Below are 16,681 nucleotides of genomic sequence, written 5' to 3' on the forward strand. Positions count from 1 at the left end.
ACATCCCCCCGCGTGAGGTGATCAGGCCCTCACCACGGTCGGTACCGGTAGTCATCCAATCACAGCCCGGCACGCTACGCGGCGTCCACCGCCACAACGCCACGCCGGATGGCACGCACCGACTTGGCGGCGGTGGCGGCGATTTCGGTGTCGTCGGCGGTCTGGTGGATCTGGTCGAGCAGATCGATCACCTGCCGGCACCAGCGCACGAAGTCGCCCGCCGACAACGCACTGCCCTGGTCGCCACTGGCCAGCAACGATTCGGCCAATCCGTCGCCGCGGGCCCATTTGTAGATGCCGGTGACGAAGCCCAGATCCGGTTCCCGGGTCGGCGGCAGTTTGTGCTTGGCCTCGTCGGTGCGCAGCTGGCTCCACACGCCGATGGTGGCGCCGACCGCGCGCCGCACGGGCTCGGTCGGCCCGGACGGGCCGAGGTAGCCGCCCTCCTGCCGCGACTCGAAGACCAGCACCGACACCACGCCCGCGAGTTCGGCGGCGCCGAGCCCGCGCCACAACCCCTGCCGAAGGCATTCGGCCACAACGAGATCCGCCTCGGTGTAGATCCGGGCGAGCCGCCGCCCGTCGGCGGTGACCTCCCCGGCGTCGACATAGCCGCGCTCACTCAGCAGCGCGACGATCCGATCGAAGGTGCGCGCGAGCGAATTCGTTGTCGCAGCGACCTTCTGGCGCATCGACTCGGTCTCGCGCTCGAGCCGGTTGTAGCGCTCCCCCAGCCGGGCCAGCTGCTCCCGGTCGGGCCGGGAGTGGGCGGGATGAGCGCGCAGCGCCCGCCGCAGCGTCGCCAGTTCCCGATCGTCGGCCGCGCGGGCGCGACCACCGCGCCGGCTCCGCCCGGGTACGGCGATTCCGGTGCTGCGCAACGCCGAGGCCAGATCGCGGCGCGCCCGCGCGGTGCGGTGGTCGACGTGGCGGGGCAGCCGCATCCGGCCCAGCGGCTGAGCGGGGGTCGGGAAGTCGGCGGCCGAGACGCGACCGGCCCAGGTGTCGGCCGTCAGCACCAGCGGCCGCGGATCGCCCGGACTCGCGTCCGGTTCCAGGATCACCGCGAGACCCTGGCGGCGCCCGGTCGGGATGGCCACCACGTCACCACGGCGCAGCGAGGTCAGCGACTCGACCGCCGCCCCGCGCCGGTCGGCGCGGCCCTGCCGTTCCAGTTCGCGTTCGCGCTGTTTGATCCGCTCCCGCAGCGACAGATACTCGAGGAATCCGTCGTCACCGATCTGCGAGCGCAGCTTGCGCACCTGCGCCTCGTTGCGCTCGATACCGCGGACCAGGCCCACCACCGAGCGATCGGCCTGGAACTGCGCGAACGAGCGCTCCAGCAGCTCTCGCGACTGCGCGGCGCCCATCCGGTCGATCAGGTTGATCGACATGTTGTAACCGGGCCGGAAGGAGCTGCGCAGCGGATAGGTGCGGGTCGAGGCCAGGCCCGCGACGGCGCTGGTGTCGACATCGGGGTGCCACATCACCACCGCGTGGCCTTCGATGTCGATGCCGCGCCGCCCGGCTCGGCCGGTCAGCTGCGTGTACTCGCCGGGAGTCAGCTCGGCATGGGTTTCGCCGTTGAACTTCACCAGCCGTTCCAGCACCACCGTGCGCGCCGGCATATTGATGCCGAGAGCCAGTGTCTCCGTGGCGAATACGGCTCGCACCAACCCGCGGACGAACAATTCCTCCACGGTGTGCCGGAAGGCGGGCAGCATGCCGGCGTGATGGGCGGCCAGGCCGCGGAAGAGCGCCTCCCGCCATTCCCAGTAGCCGAGCACATCGAGGTCGGCGCGCGGCAGATCACCGGTATGGCGTTCGATCACCGCCTCGATCTCCGCCGCCTCCTCGGGACGGCTCAGATCCAGGCGCGAGCGCAGGCACTGGGCGAGGGCGCCGTCGCAGCCGGCCCGGCTGAAGATGAACGTGATCGCCGGCAGCAGCCCTTCCTCGTCGAGGCGGGCGAGCATCTCCGGGCGCGGCAGCGGCCGGAAGTCGCGGCGCGGACCACCGCGGTGGCGCGGACCGGACCAGCCGTTCATCCGGTCGGCGGTCTCGCGATGTTTGATGTAGCGAACCAGATCCTCGTCGACGAGGATTTTCTGATCGCTGGACTTCGTATCGAACAGATCGAACAGCCGCCGCCCGACCATGACGTGCTGCCAGAGCGGCACCGGCCGCGTCTCGTCGACGATGACCGCGGTATCGCCCCGCACGGTCTCCATCCACGCGCCGAACTCCTCGGCGTTGCTGACCGTCGCCGACAGGCTCACCAGCCGCACCTCCGGCGGCAGATGCAGGATGACCTCTTCCCACACCGCGCCGCGGAATCGGTCGGCCAGATAGTGCACCTCGTCCATGACGACGAACGACAGCGCGTGCAGCGCGTCCGAACCCGCGTAGAGCATGTTGCGCAGCACTTCGGTGGTCATGACCACGACCCGGGCGTCCGGATTGATCGACTGATCACCGGTCAGCAGTCCGACCGCGTCGCGGCCGTAGCGATCCACCAGATCGGCGTACTTCTGATTCGACAGCGCCTTGATCGGGGTGGTGTAGAAGCACTTGCCACCGGCCGCGCGGGCCAGGTGCACGGCGAATTCCCCGACGACGGTCTTACCGGCGCCGGTCGGCGCGCACACCAGCACACTGTGCCCGTTCTCCAGCGCCGCGCAGGCCTGCTGTTGGAACGGGTCCAGGGAGAATTTCAGGTCGGCGGCGAATGCCGCGAGTTCGCCAGTCAGCGACGGTTGTCCCACGCTCAGAGGGTATCGGAGTAGTCCGACACCGGGCGCGGAGTTTTCGGCGCGGGCTCGGCCGAGACCGGTCCGCTCGCCGTCACCGGGCGGGCGGGCTCCACCGGGCTCACCCCGTCCAGATCGTCGGGTCCGGCCAGCGGGGAGGCCTCGTCGTCGGACAGCGCGCCCCAGTTGTCGCCCCGGCGCGCGCGGCGTCGGTCGTTGAGCCGGGCGATCTGCACGGCCACCTCGAACAACACGGTGAGCGCGGCGGCCAGCGCCAGCATCGAGAAGGGATCCTGCGGTGTGACGATCGCGGCGAAGACGAACAGCCCGAAGATCATGCCGCGGCGCCACTTCTTGAGCCGCTCGTAGGTCAGCACGCCCACCATGTTCAGCCCGATGATCAGCAGCGGCGTCTCGAAGCTGACGCCGAAGATGATCAGCAGTTTGATGATGAATCCGAAGTACTGACTACCGCTCAGCGCGGTGATCTGCACATTGCTGCCGATTCCCATCAGGAAGCTCAGCGCGTGCGCCACCACCCAGTACGCGAGCACCGCGCCGGTGACGAACAGCACCACGCCGGAGGCGACGAAGCTGATCGCGTACTTGCGCTCCTTGGCGTAGAGGCCGGGCGTGACGAACGCCCACAGCTGGTACAGCCAGATCGGGCAGGCCATCACCACACCCGCGGTGAAGGCGACCTTGAACCGCAGCATGAACTGTTCGAACGGTGCGGTGGCCAGCAGCCGGCAGGTGCCGTCGGTGGTCAGCTGCGCACGATGTTCCGGCGGCAGCGAACAGTACGGGCCGCGCAGCAGATCACCCAGGCTCTCGATGCCCAGGAAGGAGTGCGAGTACCAGAGGAATCCGAGGATCGTGGTCAGCGCCACCGCCAGCAACGACTTCAACAGTCGCGAACGCAACTCTTGCAGATGTTCGACCAACGACATGGTGCCGTCGGGATTCGTCCTGCGCCGGCTACGGCGGGGGTCGAACGGAATGCGCATGGATGTGACTGCCTCGCTGATCACCTGGCCGGATCCGGATGAAACGCCCAACCGCCATCGCACCGTCACCCCGCGGGCGTTGCCGGGGTGACGGCCTCGAGACGGACCGGATCAGGCCGTGTGACGATCCTTGTCGGCCTGCGGGGCCGGATTCACCGGCTGGGCAGGCGGCAGTTCGGCCGCGGGCGCCGACTGCTGCGCGGTGCCGGACGCGTTCGCCGACCCCGTGTTCGCCGAGCCCTCGGAATGCATCTCGCTCATCTCGCTCTTGAAGATGCGCAAGGAACGTCCGAGACCCCGGGCAGCGTCGGGCAGCCGCTTGGCGCCGAACAGCAGCAGGATCACCAACGCAATGATGAGCCAGTGCGTCGGGCTCAATGAACCCATCGAAAACCTCCCAAGACTGTGGTATGTCCGATGCTACCGGACCCCGATCCGACGACTGCGCGCGTCGTCACCCATGGAACGGCCGGATGCCGGCTCGGGTTCAGCGCGACACCGTTCCCGGTGCCGCCGCGGTCGCGGCCCCGCGCAGCTCCGCGAGCAGGTCCGGGCCGGTCCACCGTCGTTCGTCGCCGCTCTCGGCGGTCCGGATCAAGGCGACCAGCCGCGCGTTCACCGGGGTAGGCACGGCCACCATCCGGCCCAGCTCGACGATCTCCCCACAGAGCCAATCTATTTCGGTGCGCCGGCCCAGGGCCAGATCGTCGGCCATCGACGAGCGCGCCAGCGGGTCCACCGCGAGCACCCGTCCGGCCACCCGCTCGAAGACGGCATCGGGAACGGTCAGCATGCGGGCCATCACGCGCGGCGGCAGGACGGTCAGCCGCGCGGGACGGATCCGGGCCCGCCGCATCACCGCGAGTGCCTCGTTCTGGGCCAGCGCCAGGCAGCGCCGGTAGTCGCGGGTGGCCAGTTCCTCGCGCAGCGGGCGGCCCGACAGCGCGTTGATCGCGTTGTTGAGGTTGAGCAACAGTTTGGCCCATTGCACCGGGCGCAGATCGGAATGGCGGTCCAGAGGCAGTCCGGCCCGCTCGAACAGCGGCGCGAATCGCGACAGCGCCGGATCGTCGGACACCGCCACGGTGCCGTCGGTCCCGCGATGGAAATGGCCGGGGCCGCTGTGGACGACGTTGAACATCACCATGCCCGCCGAGACCACCGCCGCGGGCAGCACCTCCCGGATCGCCGCATCGTTGCCGATGCCGTTCTGCAGGCTGATCACCACGGTGTCCGCGCGCACCCGATCGCGCAGCTGTGCCGCCGCCTGGGCGGTCTGCGCTGATTTCACCGTGACCAGCACCAGATCGGCGGTGGCCGCGCTGTCCGGTTCGGTCTCGGTGCGGAAACCGCTCGCCGCGACGCGGTCGTCGCCGCCGTCCAGATCGGTCAGCCGCAATCCGTGGGCGCCGATCTCGTCCAGCAGCCGCGGGCGGCCGACGAAACTCACCTCGGCACCGGCGGCGGCGAGCTTGCCACCGACGAACAGACCGATGCTTCCGGCGCCGAGCACCGTCACCCGGAACGTCACGCGGGCCCGACCTCCTCGACCATGTTCCGGTCGTATCCGAGATCGCCGACGTGGTCGTAGGCGGCCAGCGCCGCGGCCGAACGTTCCCGCACCGCGCTCACCAGCTCGGGCGGTCCCAGCACGGTGACACCCGAGCCGAAGCCGAGCAGCAGTCGCGCGATCCAGCCCAGCGTGGCGAACCGCATGGTGGCCTCGACGCTGCCGTCGGGGTGCACCACCACCGGATGCATCGGATACTGGTCCAGCACCCACCCGTAGTCGGCACGAATCCGCAAGCGCGCCAACGCAACTGCCGGATCGTCGGAGAACAGGTCGAGACCCGCGGACTCCTCGGTGGCGTGGCTGGGCGGGTTCGCCGGCTCCTCGAGTTCGGTGGCCTCCTCGATCCGGTCGAACCGAAACAGCCGCACCCCCTCGGCCTGCCGGCACCACGCCTGCAGGTAGGAGTTGTTGTCCACCAGCACGATTCGGATCGGATCGACGACGCGTTCGGACACCACATCCCGGCTCGCCGAGTAGTACACCAGCCGCAGCGCACGCCCGTCGGCCAGCGCGGACCGCACGGTGGTCACCGCCGGCGCCTCGGCCGGTTCGGCGGTGTCGGGTTCGCTGCGATGCCCCGCCTCGCCGGAAATGGCGGATTCGATCTTGGCGGTGGCCGACCGGGCGGCCGTGGGATCGACCATGCCCGGCAGATCCGCGATCGACCGCAGAGCCACCAGCAGCGCCGTCGCCTCGATCGAGGTCAGCCGCAGCGGCCGCTCGATACCGGCGGAAAAGGTGACCTCGATGCTCTCCTCGGAGAACGACAGATCGATCAGATCACCGGGACCGTAGCCGGGCAGTCCGCACATCCAGAGCTGATTGAGGTCGCTCATCAGCTGTTTGGTGCTGACACCGAGTTCCGCGGCCGCCTCGGGCGCACTGATCCCCGGATTCGCGAGGAAGTACGGAACCATATTCAGCAGCCGGGACAGCCGCGTCGACAATCGGCTGCTCATCGCCGCACCCCCGCCCGGGCCGTCGCGACGCTCGCGCGTCTCATGCCGACACCTCCGTCCGTTCCAGTACCGACCGCAGCCGCGCGATCACATCGGCCCGCAGATCCTCCGGGGCCAGTACCAGCGCATCCGGGCCGAGACCGGTGATCAGCCGCGCCAGCCAGTCCCGCGACCGCACCGGCACCTCCACCACCGAACCCGGGCGACCGGCGACCGTCTCCTCGGCGATCACCACGCCCAGCCGGCGGATCTCCTGGCCGCGGCCCTGCGCCACCCACACGGTCGCCGATCCGCTCACCGGCGCCGCACCCGTCACCTGCGCCACGATCCGGCGCAGATCCACATCCGCCGGTTTGTGCACGGCGTTCTCGGGCCCGTACACCTCCACGTCGGCCCCGATCCGCGACAGCCGGAAGGTCCGCACCGCATCCCGGTCGCGGTCGTGGCCGACCAGATACCAGCGCCCGTGCCGGGTCACCACACCCCAGGGCTCCACATCGCGCGTGGTGTAGGGCGCGTTGTGGGTGACCCGATGCTCGAATCGCACCGCACGCCCCGCATCGATGGCCGCCAGCAGTTTGCCCAGCGCGGCCTCCGACCCGCGCGTGCGCGCCGGTACCGCGGGCACCGACGCCGAGGCCGCGTCCGCGTCGACGTGCACGCCGGCGGCCCGCAACTTGAGCACCGCGCTCTCCGCGGCGCTGGCCAGCTCCGGGGACTCCCACAACTGCACCGCCACCGCGACCGCCGCCGCTTCCGCGCTGGTCAGGTCGATATCGGGCAGTTCGTAGGCATCGCGATTGATGCGATACCCCTCCTGCCCGGAGAATCGGCCCACCGGGCCGACCTCCAGCGGGATCCCCAGATCCCGCAGTTCGTTCTTGTCGCGCTCGAACATCCGGCTGAACGCTTCGTCGCTGGCCGACTCCTCGTAGCCGGCGACGCTGTCGCGAATGCGTTCCGCGGTCAGGAACTGCCGGGTCGACAGCAGCGCGATCACCAGATTCATCAGCCGCTCGACCTTGGAAATCGCCACCCGACACAGAGTAATCGGACTCCCGGAACGACGGTGCACCACCGCACCGATCCGCGCCGGGATATCGCTGCCGGAATCCGGATCGACCGGCCCCGCGGACCACCGCGGGGCCGACAACCTCACATCGAGGCGATCAACCGATCCACACGCTCGTCCACGGACCGGAACGGGTCCTTGCACAAGACCGTGCGCTGCGCCTGATCGTTCAGCTTCAGATGCACCCAGTCGACGGTGAAATCGCGGCCCGCCTCCTGCGCGGCGGTGATGAAATCACCGCGCAGTTTGGCCCGCGTCGTCTGCGGCGGAGTCGTCACCGCCGCATCGACCGCCTCGTCCTCGGTGACCCGCTTGACCAGACCCTTGCGCTGCAGCAGATCGAACACCCCGCGACCGCGCTTGATGTCGTGATAGGCCAGATCCAGCTGGGCGATCTTCGGATCCGACAGCTCCATCGAGTACCGGTCCTGGTAGCGCTGGAACAGCTTGCGCTTGATCACCCAGTCGATCTCGGTGTCGACCTTCGCGAAATCCTGCGCCTCGACCGCGTCGAGCGTGCGGCCCCACAGGTCCACCACGGCGTCCACCTGCGGATCGCGCTCGCGATTGCGCAGATGCTCGACCGCGCGGGCGTAGTACTCACGCTGGATGTCGAGCGCGCTGGCCTGGCGGCCACCCGCCAGTCGCACCGGCCGCCGGCCGGTCAGATCGTGGCTGACCTCGCGGATCGCGCGGATCGGATTGTCGAGCGCGAAATCGCGGAACGACACCCCGGCCTCGATCATCTCCAGCACCAGCGCCGCGGTGCCCACCTTCAGCATGGTGGTGGGTTCGGCCATATTCGAGTCGCCGACGATCACATGCAGACGGCGGTACTTCTCCGCGTCGGCATGCGGCTCGTCACGAGTGTTGATGATCGGCCGCGACCGCGTGGTCGCCGACGACACCCCCTCCCAGATGTGCTCGGCCCGCTGCGACAGGCAGAACGTGGCCGCCTTCGGCGTCTGCAGGATCTTTCCGGCACCGCAGATCAGCTGCCTGGTCACCAGGAACGGCAACAGCACATCCGAGATCCGGGAGAACTCGCCGGCCCGCACCACGAGGAAGTTCTCGTGGCAGCCGTAGGAGTTGCCCGCCGAATCGGTGTTGTTCTTGAACAGATAGATGTCACCGCCGATCCCCTCCTCCGCCAAGCGCTGCTCGGCATCGATCAGCAACTCCTCGAGCACCCGCTCACCCGCGCGATCGTGGGTGACCAGCTGAACCAGCGAGTCACATTCGGCCGTCGCATACTCCGGATGGGAACCGACATCGAGATAGAGCCGCGCTCCGTTGCGGAGAAATACGTTCGAACTACGGCCCCAGGACACCACCCGGCGGAACAGATACCGGGCCACCTCGTCAGGACTCAACCGACGGTGACCGTGGAACGTGCACGTCACCCCGAACTCGGTCTCGATCCCCATAATTCGTCGCTGCACACCATCGACATTACGGCAAAGCGAACGGCGAAAGTGGCTGTGCGAGCGAGCGGTTGCATACGGGTTCACAACAATATGGGCGGGGTCCGACGGCGCCGGCGCCGGTCGCACCGCGTTGGTGGCCTCTGGACCTCGTCGTCCGGGACCCCTGCTGTGCGTCCACAGTGGGCGACCGACCTCGCGGCAGCCACAAATCCGCAGGTCGGAGCATATGTTCGCGACGGTGTCCCGCTACCGGAGCACGACGACGCCCGGCCCGGTCCTCCGCGTGGAGGACCGGGCCGGGCGTCGCGTTCGAAGCCGCTACCAGTGCTTACGGGTTGGAGGGGTCGCCGGCGGAGGGTGTCTCCGGTTCGGCGTTCTCCTCGTCCGCACTCGCCGCGCCGTCGACGGACAGCAGCGTCTCCAGCATGGCGTGCGGAATGCGGCGGAAGGCCCGGCGCGGGCGGGCCTGCTCCAGGGTCGCCACCTCCAGCGAGGACACCGCGATACCGCGCTTGTCCTTGTCGCTGTTGTCCGGCGAACCCTTCTGCAGGGCGTCCACGGCGGTGCGGATCGCGGCCCGCAATTCCAGGCCCGGCTGGAAGGTGTCCTTGAGCGCGGTGCTGATCGGGTCGGTATTGCCGCCCATCACCACGAAGTCGCGCTCGTCGACGATGGAGCCGTCGAAGTTGATCCGGTACAGGACCGAATTCGACTCCTGCTCCGGATAGCCGACCTCACCGATGCAGATCTCGACCTCGTAGGGCTTGAGCTGGTCGGTGAAGATCGTGCCGAGGGTGGAGGCGTACATGTTCGCCAACGCCCGCCCGGTCACATCTCGCCGGTCGTACTGGTATCCACGCAGGTCGGCCTGCAGGATCCCACCACGACGCAGACTTTCGAACTCGTTGTACTTGCCGACCGCGGCGAATCCGATGCGGTCGTAGAGTTCACTCACCTTGTGCAGCGTCGCCGAGGGGTTCTCGGCGACGAACAGCACACCCTTGTCGTACACCAGCACCACGACACTGCGTCCCCGGGCGATGCCTTTGCGCGCAAGTTCGGTCTTGTCGCGCATGATCTGTTCGGCCGACGCGTAGTACGGCAGTGTCATGGACGCGCACTCCCTTCCTCGGCCACCCGCTCGTCGACGATCGAGCGCGCGATCTGCTCGAGCCGCTCGTCCGAAACCTCCAGCGCCCCTTCGGCATTGATGACGATCGCCGTCGGGAAGATGCCGCGCTGCAGATCCGGGCCGCCGGTGGCGGTGTCGTCGTCGGAGGCGTCCAGCAGCGATTCGACGGCGATGCGCAGGGCGCGGTCCTCGTCCATATCGCGGCTGTAGGTCTTCTTCAACGACGACTTGGCGAACATCGAGCCCGAGCCGGTGGCGGTGTAGCCGAAGCGCTCTTCGCTGCGGCCGCCGACCACGTCGTAGGACACGATACGGCCGGCCCGCGCCGGATCGGTGGCCTCGAGGTCGTAACCGACCAGAATCGGCACCACCGCCAGGCCCTGCAGTGCCGCGGGCAGATTGTCGCGGACCATCTTCGACAGCTTGTTGGCCTTACCGTCGAAGGTCAGCGGCACGCCCTCGATCTTCTCGTAGTACTCCAGCTCCACCGCGAACAGGCGGATCATCTCGACCGCCACGCCCGCGGTACCGGCGATACCGGCCGCGGAGAAGGTGTCGGTGATGTACACCTTCTCCATATCGCGGCTGGCCAGCAGGTTGCCCTGGGTGGCCCGGCGGTCGCCGGCGATCAGCACACCGCCGCGGTAGGTCACCGCGACGATGGTGGTGCCGTGCGGCGCCAGGTCCCCGGCCGAGCCGTTGCCCCCGGACGCGCGCCCGAAACCGTTGCCCGGCAACAGTTCCGGCGCGTTTTCCCGCAGATATTCGGAGAATGACGAGAGGGCGTACCCCATGTGGAGCCGCAAGGGGTCACCTGATGTCACTGGCCGCCTTTCTGGACGTAGGCACGCACGAAGTCCTCCGCGTTCTCCTCGAGCACGTCGTCGATCTCGTCGAGCAGGTCGTCGGTCTCCTCGGCCAGCTTTTCGCGGCGCTCCTGTCCCGCGGCCTCGACACCGGCCGCGTCGTCGTCCTCGTCGCCACCACCGGCGCGCTTGGTCTGCTCTTGTGCCATAGCAGCCGACCTCCTCTGTACTGATCATCGGCGAGCATCGGAAACCTCCGATGCTCGTCCCTCAACACTACCCAGCGACGGTGACAACATGCCGGATTACATCGCAATGTGCCCCCGCCGCAACGTCACAGCACGCCGTGCCACCCCGGCACGAACGCACCGCCGGCGGCCCGGCCGCACGGTCAGGAAGTGAGCTGCTTGACCAGTTCGGCGGCCGTACCGGCGCCCTCGAGCAACTTGCCGACGTGGGATTTCGTCCCGCGGCGCGGCTCCAGGGTGGGAATGCGGACCAGCGAGTCGCCGCCCAGGTCGAAGATCACCGAATCCCAGCTCGCCGCGGCGATATCGGCGCCGAAGCGGCGCAGGCATTCGCCCCGGAAGTAGGCGCGGGTGTCGGTCGGCGGGTTGGTCATCGCGTCGGTGACCTGCTGTTCGGAGACCAGCCGCTCCATCGAACCGCGCGCCACCAGGCGGTTGTAGAGGCCCTTGTCCAGGCGCACATCGGAGTACTGCAGATCCATCAGATGCAGCTTCGGCGCCGCCCAGCCCAGGCCCTCGCGGCTGCGCATACCCTCGAGCAGGCGCAGCTTGGCCGGCCAGTCGAGCAGGTGCGCGCAGTCCATGGGGTCTCGTTCGAGCAGGTCGAGCACGTGCGCCCACTTCTCCAGCACATCGGTGACGCGCGCGTCGTCGGTGCCCTCGCGGTCGTGGAACTTCTCCACCCGGTCGAGGTAGATCCGTTGCAGCGCAAGGCCGGTCAGTTCGCGGCCGTCCACCAGCGCGACCGTGGCGCGCAGGCTCGGGTCGTGGCTGATGGTGTGCACGGCGGTGACCGGACGGGCCAGTTGCAGATCCGACAGATCCTCGCCGGCCTCGATCAGATCCAGCACCAGCGCGGTGGTGCCGACCTTGAGGTAGGTCGACCATTCGGCCAGGTTGGCGTCGCCGATGATCACGTGCAGGCGGCGGTACTTGTCGGCGTCGGCGTGCGGTTCGTCGCGGGTGTTGATGATGCCGCGCTTGAGGGTGGTCTCCAGGCCCACCTCGACCTCGATGTAGTCCGAACGCTGCGACAGCTGGAATCCGGCATGGTCGCCGGACTGCCCGATGCCGACCCGCCCCGAGCCGGTGACGACCTGCCGGGAGACGAAGAAGGGCGTCAGGCCGACGATGATCTGATTGAACGGCGTATCGCGGTTCATCAGATAGTTCTCGTGGGTGCCGTAGGAGGCGCCCTTACCGTCGACGTTGTTCTTGTACAGCTGCATGCGCGGCGCACCCGGCACGCTGGAGGCATAGCGGGCGGCGGCCTCCATGACCCGCTCACCGGCCTTGTCCCAGATCACCGCGTCCAGCGGATCCACGACCTCGGGAGCCGAATATTCGGGGTGGGCGTGGTCGACGTAGAGGCGGGCGCCGTTGGTGAGGATCATGTTCGCCGCGCCGACCTCGTCGGCGTCGATCACCGGCGCCGGCCCGTTGAGCCGGCCCAGGTCGAAGCCGCGGGCATCGCGCAGCGGCGATTCCACCTCGTAGTCCCAGCGCGTGCGCTTGGCCCGGGGTACGCCCTCGGCCGCCGCGTAGGCCAGCACCGCCTGGGTGGACGTGAGAATCGGGTTCGCCGAGGGTTCCGTCGGTGTCGAGATGCCGTACTCGACCTCGATTCCGATGATGCGCTGCATGGGTCGAGCCTAGGCGACGCGCGGGATCCCCGGGGCCGCCCGGGTGCGGTGGCCCGTCACCGCAGCGCTGCGCGCCCCGAAATCAGTTGACCGCCAGCGGGTCCGAGGCCGCGGCATCGGACCGGGCGACCAGGTCGGCGACGGTGGCGTCGCGATCCAGCGGAACCCCCAGACTGCGTGCATTGCTCTCCAGCAGACCGAGCACCGATTCGGTCACGATCGCCTCGATCTGCTCCGATCCCAGCGCCGAAGCGGTGTCTGCGCGCCAGCTGTTGACCACGCCGTCGACGAAGCCGACGATGCCGAAGGCCATCGGCCGGGCCCGCACGGGATCGATCCCGACGCGCGCGGCGGCGGTGGCGAACAGATCCGCGAGCCGGGCGCCGATGCGGTCGCGGGCCCCGGCCAGCGCGAGCGACGAATCTCCTTGCGGGGCACTCGCCGCGAGGAACCGGTGCAGCTGCGGATGCGATGCCACCCATCCGACGTAGGTGCCGACCGCCCCGCGCACCGCGTCCTTGACCGTGCCGTCCGCCCGCAGTGTCGGAAGCAGTTGTTCGAGTAGCGATTCCAGGATCCGGCCGCGAATCTGCTCGTCCAGATCGGTCCGCCCGTCGAAGTGGCGGTACACGACCGGACGCGGCAGGCCCAGCCGGTCGGCGATCTGCTGGACCGACACCTCGGCGCCGTTCTCCTCGATCACCGCGACCGCGGCCTCGATCACCTCGGCACGCCGTCGCTGTTTGTGCCCGTTCCAGCGGGTACTGCGACCGTCCACACCGGTCGCGGCGGACCGTTCCGCACGCCGCGGGGGCCGCTGTCCACCGGTTTCACTCACATGTCAACGATACTCATGCGGTATTGACCGATACATGCCGTCTCACTAACCTTGGTGTTACAGCCTGTCTCGGTAATTCGATTCGTTTGGAGCGCAGTCATGGGCAACGACGCCACCCTGCTCCCGCGGGATACCTTCGCGCAGCGCCTGCTGCTCGGTTCGGTCCGCAAGTCCTACGACCCGGTGGTCGATCTGGACTGGGACGCGCCACTGGATCCGGACAAGTTCTTCCTGCCGCCGGAGGTGATCTCGCTCTACGGCACCACACTGTGGGACGCGATGTCCCTCGAGCAGCGGCGCGAACTGTCGCGGCAGGAGCTCGCGAACATCCTCTCGGTGGGGATCTGGTTCGAGAACATCCTGAACCGGCTGCTGTTGCGGGAGTTGATGAACAGCGACCCCACCTCGCACCGCTCGCACTACACGCTGACCGAGATGGGCGACGAATGCCGGCACATGACCATGTTCGGCAAGTTGATCGACCGCATCGATGCCCGGCCCTATTGGCCCAAAGCTCCTGCCCGAATGGCGATCTCGTCGCTGCAGCTGGTGCTGCACGGCCCGATGGTGTGGGTGGGAGCGCTGGTCGGTGAGGAGATCTTCGACGCGCTGCAACGCCGCACCATCGACGATCCGCAGTTGCAGCCGGTGGTGGCGCGCACGTTCCGCGTCCACGTCACCGAGGAGGCGCGTCACATCGGCTTCGCCCGCGACGCACTCGCACGTCGCGTGCCGGCGACGTCGCGGGCGGAACGCGCCTATGTGCGCCTGTGTGTCGCCGTGGCCGCACCGCTGTTCGTCCGGCTGATCACCAACCGGCACATGTACATTCGGGCCGGCTTGGACGGGCGGGCGGCCACGCGGGCCGCGCTGGCCAATCCGCACGCGCATCGCATGCTCGCGGCCGGAGCCGCCGACCTCGGCGCATTCCTGGACGAGAACGGCCTGCTCGGCCCGATCGGCAAGCGGCTCTGGCGGCGGCGGGGGTTGCTCGGATGAGGCCGGTCCGGCACAGCCCGGGTGGCGTGGCCGTCGTCGCTGCCCGGCCGTCGGCCCCGATCGTCGCGGCGACGCTGCGGCGCAACGGAATCCGCGATCTCACCGTCCTCGGCTCGGCCTCGCGCACGGCCGATCGGCCGCCGCCCGCGGTGCACACCATGGAATTCGACGGCGCACACGACCTCTGGCGGCTGCGTTCCGACGACGGCACGACCACGGCCGCGGTAGTGATCCTCGCCGATGCCGACCTCGACCCGCGCCGCATCGCCGGAGTCGGCGCCGACCTGCATACGCTGCTGGCCGATAGCCCGGTGGCCCATCTCGGCACGACGATGCACGAGATGCCCAATCTGTTCTGGACGCACTCCCCTGCCGGCGCGAACTGGCCGCACTATCCGGTGCAGGCCCGCGCCGAATACGCCGCGCGCTGCATCGCGGCGATGCGGCGGGCCGGTTGTAGCCGCATCCAGCTGCGACGTGCTGTGCAGCACGAGTCGGCTCGCCGCTGGGCGGCAGATCCCCGCCCCGGCCGGCGGCTGCCGCGACCGGATTCCGATCACTTCGACACGACCGTCGCCGCCGAGCGGGCGCCCGCCTACGAGTACGCCGGTCCGGCGGTACTCGACGCGCCGGGCACCGAACTCGCGGTGACGGTCGCGCTGAACGGGCATCCGGACCCGATCGACGGCCACTACCACTGGTACGGCCGTCTCAGCGCCGCGGAGGCGGACCGCCTGCCCGATCCGGGGCGCGGTGCGGTATCGCTGCGGATTCCGGGCGGCGAGCCCGCCCCGGGCCGGCTGCAGGAGCGCGACCCGTGGGGAAATCTGCGGATCGCCGGAATCGGACGGCCCCCGTTTCCCCTGGCGGACAACGGCATTCACTGAGAACGGGCGGTCAGCCCGGGATCCTGTCCAGGAATCCGTGCACGCGGGCGATGCGATCACCGTCGAGAACGACCACATCGAAGCCCACGATCAGCGGTTCGGCGCCGTGAGTGCCCAGCGTCCACGTGAATCGCAGCTGGTCGTGGTGTCCGTCGACCGGTCCGAGACCGAATCGCATACCGGCGAACTGTTCCCGGACGCCGGCGATCATCTCGTCGATCGCGGCGACTCCTTCGACGGCCGCGAGCGGATCGGTGTAGGTGGCATCCGGCCGGTACAGCTCGTCGAGCAGTTTGCGCCGGGCCGGGGCGTCGGCTTCGTTCCAGGTGTCGATGTAGCGCTGGGCGACGGTGTCGTAGGTGCTGGTGGTGGTGGTTTCGTTTTCGCTCATAGGACGAGCATGTCGCAGTGCGCGCGCCCGGTCGATTACCCGTCGGGTAATGCCGGGCCACACCGAAGTGGTTGCCGCGCAGCCGGTCTGGACCTCCGGCCGCGCGGCGCGGGAGGGATTACAGCACCGATTTCAGCGATTGCTCGTCGCGCGCGACGACGGCCCGGCCGTCGGGGGTGACCACGATCGGTCGCTGGATCAGCTTCGGATTGCTCGCCAGCGTCTCGATCCACTGCTCGCGATCGGCCTCCGTCCGCGACCAGCCCGCCATACCGAGTTCTTTGGCCTCCGGTTCACCGGTGCGGGTGATGTCCCAGGGCTCCAGGCCGAGCTGGGCCAGAACCTCGCGCAGGTCCGCCACGGTCGGCGGATCGTCGAGATACTGCCGCTCGATGTAGTCCACCCCGGCCTCGTCCAGCGCGGCTTTGGCCGCGCGGCTCTTGGAACAGCGAGGGTTGTGCCAGATCTGCGTGTGCCCGGAAGTCATAGCCGAAACCCTAGCGCGCCGGCCTGATCGCGACTGAGTGCATGACCGCGGAGCCGGCCCTCGGGCTGCGGGAGCGCAAAAAGCTCGATACGCGGCGCGCGCTCAGCGATGCCGCACTCGAGCTGATGTTCGAACGCGGCCTGGACCAGGTGCTGCGCGAGGACATCGCCGCCCGCGCGGGGGTCTCGGTGCGGACGTTCACCAACTACTTCGCCAACAAATACGAGGCACTGGCGTACCGGCAGATCGACCGGATTTGCCGAGGGATCGAACTGTTGCGGGCACGGCCGGCCGGTGAGCCGCTGTGGGCCGCGATCACCGAGGCGATGCTGGAACCGTTGCGGGTCGACGGCCTCGATGCCGATCCGCCGCCGCGCGACCGGCTGGCCGCGGTTCGCAAGCTCGTCGCCAGCCCCGAGGTGCAGGCAGCACTGACCCGCACCACCACCGACGCCTTCAGAG

At 68.9% G+C, this 16,681-nt stretch carries 16 protein-coding genes and 1 pseudogene; 3 read left to right on the plus strand and 14 right to left on the minus strand.

Features of this window, described 5'->3' with window-relative positions; all coding sequences use genetic code 11:
- Nucleotides 1-74 precede the first annotated feature (74 nt).
- The 12 genes from ACPCUW_RS14930 to ACPCUW_RS14985 all read right to left on the minus strand — a co-directional run bounded on the left by ACPCUW_RS14930 (nt 75) and on the right by ACPCUW_RS14985 (nt 13,455).
- Nucleotides 75-2,771, minus strand: coding sequence for a DEAD/DEAH box helicase (locus tag ACPCUW_RS14930; RefSeq protein WP_423425650.1), 2,697 nt, complete (start codon nt 2,769-2,771; stop codon nt 75-77).
- Nucleotides 2,768-3,757 carry a twin-arginine translocase subunit TatC gene (gene tatC / locus ACPCUW_RS14935; protein ID WP_104392169.1) on the minus strand — a complete coding sequence of 330 codons (990 nt, stop codon included), beginning with the start codon at nt 3,755-3,757 and terminating at the stop codon, nt 2,768-2,770. The genes ACPCUW_RS14930 and tatC overlap by 4 nt, the downstream gene beginning before the upstream one ends.
- Nucleotides 3,758-3,868: 111 nt before the next feature.
- Nucleotides 3,869-4,144 (minus strand): Sec-independent protein translocase subunit TatA, encoded by a 276-nt coding sequence (gene tatA, locus ACPCUW_RS14940; protein ID WP_423425434.1) that lies wholly within the window; start codon nt 4,142-4,144, stop codon nt 3,869-3,871.
- A gap of 100 nt (nt 4,145-4,244) precedes the next feature.
- The gene (locus ACPCUW_RS14945; RefSeq protein ID WP_423425436.1) at nt 4,245-5,288 is read right to left on the minus strand and encodes a 2-dehydropantoate 2-reductase; all 1,044 of its coding nucleotides are present in this window, start codon (nt 5,286-5,288) and stop codon (nt 4,245-4,247) included.
- Entirely contained in the window at nt 5,285-6,289 is a 1,005-nt protein-coding gene (locus ACPCUW_RS14950; protein ID WP_423425438.1) for a helix-turn-helix transcriptional regulator, read from the minus strand. The genes ACPCUW_RS14945 and ACPCUW_RS14950 overlap by 4 nt, the downstream gene beginning before the upstream one ends.
- A gap of 40 nt (nt 6,290-6,329) precedes the next feature.
- The gene (locus ACPCUW_RS14955; protein ID WP_030518119.1) at nt 6,330-7,325 is read right to left on the minus strand and encodes a helix-turn-helix transcriptional regulator; all 996 of its coding nucleotides are present in this window, start codon (nt 7,323-7,325) and stop codon (nt 6,330-6,332) included.
- A 119-nt stretch (nt 7,326-7,444) separates the two neighbouring features.
- Nucleotides 7,445-8,803: a Pup--protein ligase gene (gene pafA, locus ACPCUW_RS14960; protein ID WP_030518120.1), complete on the minus strand. Its 1,359-nt coding sequence runs from the start codon at nt 8,801-8,803 to the stop codon at nt 7,445-7,447.
- A gap of 313 nt (nt 8,804-9,116) precedes the next feature.
- Complete coding sequence (prcA, locus tag ACPCUW_RS14965) at nt 9,117-9,899, minus strand: proteasome subunit alpha (protein ID WP_063015450.1); 783 nt, start codon at nt 9,897-9,899, stop codon at nt 9,117-9,119.
- The gene (gene prcB / locus ACPCUW_RS14970) at nt 9,896-10,714 is read right to left on the minus strand and encodes a proteasome subunit beta (RefSeq protein ID WP_063015449.1); all 819 of its coding nucleotides are present in this window, start codon (nt 10,712-10,714) and stop codon (nt 9,896-9,898) included. The genes prcA and prcB overlap by 4 nt, the downstream gene beginning before the upstream one ends.
- A 26-nt stretch (nt 10,715-10,740) precedes the next feature.
- Entirely contained in the window at nt 10,741-10,935 is a 195-nt protein-coding gene (locus tag ACPCUW_RS14975) for a ubiquitin-like protein Pup (protein WP_030518123.1), read from the minus strand.
- 182 nt (nt 10,936-11,117) lie between these two features.
- Nucleotides 11,118-12,617, minus strand: a complete 1,500-nt coding sequence (dop, locus tag ACPCUW_RS14980; protein ID WP_030518124.1) for a depupylase/deamidase Dop — start codon at nt 12,615-12,617, stop codon at nt 11,118-11,120.
- A gap of 82 nt (nt 12,618-12,699) precedes the next feature.
- Nucleotides 12,700-13,455, minus strand: coding sequence for a TetR/AcrR family transcriptional regulator (locus tag ACPCUW_RS14985; RefSeq protein ID WP_245925867.1), 756 nt, complete (start codon nt 13,453-13,455; stop codon nt 12,700-12,702).
- A 99-nt stretch (nt 13,456-13,554) separates the two neighbouring features.
- On the opposite strand from ACPCUW_RS14985, the gene ACPCUW_RS14990 reads away from it, so the two are divergent.
- Together ACPCUW_RS14990 and ACPCUW_RS14995 are read left to right on the plus strand one after the other, a co-directional pair.
- Nucleotides 13,555-14,454 carry an AurF N-oxygenase family protein gene (locus ACPCUW_RS14990; protein ID WP_423425441.1) on the plus strand — a complete coding sequence of 300 codons (900 nt, stop codon included), beginning with the start codon at nt 13,555-13,557 and terminating at the stop codon, nt 14,452-14,454.
- A complete protein-coding gene (locus ACPCUW_RS14995) occupies nt 14,451-15,341 on the plus strand; it encodes a DUF4873 domain-containing protein (RefSeq protein WP_423425442.1) in 891 nt (296 codons plus the stop codon). Before ACPCUW_RS14990 ends, ACPCUW_RS14995 begins: the two co-directional genes overlap by 4 nt.
- A gap of 10 nt (nt 15,342-15,351) precedes the next feature.
- Here the strand turns inward: ACPCUW_RS14995 and ACPCUW_RS15000 are convergent, their stop codons facing one another.
- Both ACPCUW_RS15000 and ACPCUW_RS15005 read right to left on the minus strand, forming a co-directional pair.
- Nucleotides 15,352-15,732: a nuclear transport factor 2 family protein gene (locus tag ACPCUW_RS15000; RefSeq protein ID WP_423425444.1), complete on the minus strand. Its 381-nt coding sequence runs from the start codon at nt 15,730-15,732 to the stop codon at nt 15,352-15,354.
- A 118-nt stretch (nt 15,733-15,850) separates the two neighbouring features.
- Complete coding sequence (locus ACPCUW_RS15005; protein WP_030518129.1) at nt 15,851-16,219, minus strand: arsenate reductase family protein; 369 nt, start codon at nt 16,217-16,219, stop codon at nt 15,851-15,853.
- Nucleotides 16,220-16,260: 41 nt separating this feature from the next.
- Here ACPCUW_RS15005 and ACPCUW_RS15010 point away from each other — a divergent pair.
- Nucleotides 16,261-16,677 (plus strand): annotated as a pseudogene (locus tag ACPCUW_RS15010) (TetR/AcrR family transcriptional regulator); the annotation flags it as partial.
- Nucleotides 16,678-16,681 lie beyond the last annotated feature (4 nt).

Origin of the sequence: Nocardia sp. AB354 (assembly GCF_049538315.1) — a bacterium.
Taxonomy (GTDB): Bacteria; Actinomycetota; Actinomycetes; order Mycobacteriales; family Mycobacteriaceae; genus Nocardia; species Nocardia nova.

Excerpts from the sequence above, each read along its gene's own strand:
- tatC (WP_104392169.1), bottom strand. The coding sequence starts at position 3,757 with ATGCGCATTCCGTTCGACCCCCGCCGTAGCCGGCGCAGGACGAATCCC.
- tatA (WP_423425434.1), bottom strand. The coding sequence starts at position 4,144 with ATGGGTTCATTGAGCCCGACGCACTGGCTCATCATTGCGTTGGTGATC.
- ACPCUW_RS14950 (WP_423425438.1), bottom strand. The coding sequence starts at position 6,289 with ATGAGCAGCCGATTGTCGACGCGGCTGTCCCGGCTGCTGAATATGGTT.
- prcA (WP_063015450.1), bottom strand. The coding sequence starts at position 9,899 with ATGACACTGCCGTACTACGCGTCGGCCGAACAGATCATGCGCGACAAG.
- prcB (WP_063015449.1), bottom strand. The coding sequence starts at position 10,714 with ATGGGGTACGCCCTCTCGTCATTCTCCGAATATCTGCGGGAAAACGCG.
- ACPCUW_RS14975 (WP_030518123.1), bottom strand. The coding sequence starts at position 10,935 with ATGGCACAAGAGCAGACCAAGCGCGCCGGTGGTGGCGACGAGGACGAC.
- dop (WP_030518124.1), bottom strand. The coding sequence starts at position 12,617 with ATGCAGCGCATCATCGGAATCGAGGTCGAGTACGGCATCTCGACACCG.
- ACPCUW_RS14990 (WP_423425441.1), top strand. The coding sequence starts at position 13,555 with ATGGGCAACGACGCCACCCTGCTCCCGCGGGATACCTTCGCGCAGCGC.
- ACPCUW_RS14995 (WP_423425442.1), top strand. The coding sequence starts at position 14,451 with ATGAGGCCGGTCCGGCACAGCCCGGGTGGCGTGGCCGTCGTCGCTGCC.
- ACPCUW_RS15000 (WP_423425444.1), bottom strand. The coding sequence starts at position 15,732 with ATGAGCGAAAACGAAACCACCACCACCAGCACCTACGACACCGTCGCC.
- ACPCUW_RS15005 (WP_030518129.1), bottom strand. The coding sequence starts at position 16,219 with ATGACTTCCGGGCACACGCAGATCTGGCACAACCCTCGCTGTTCCAAG.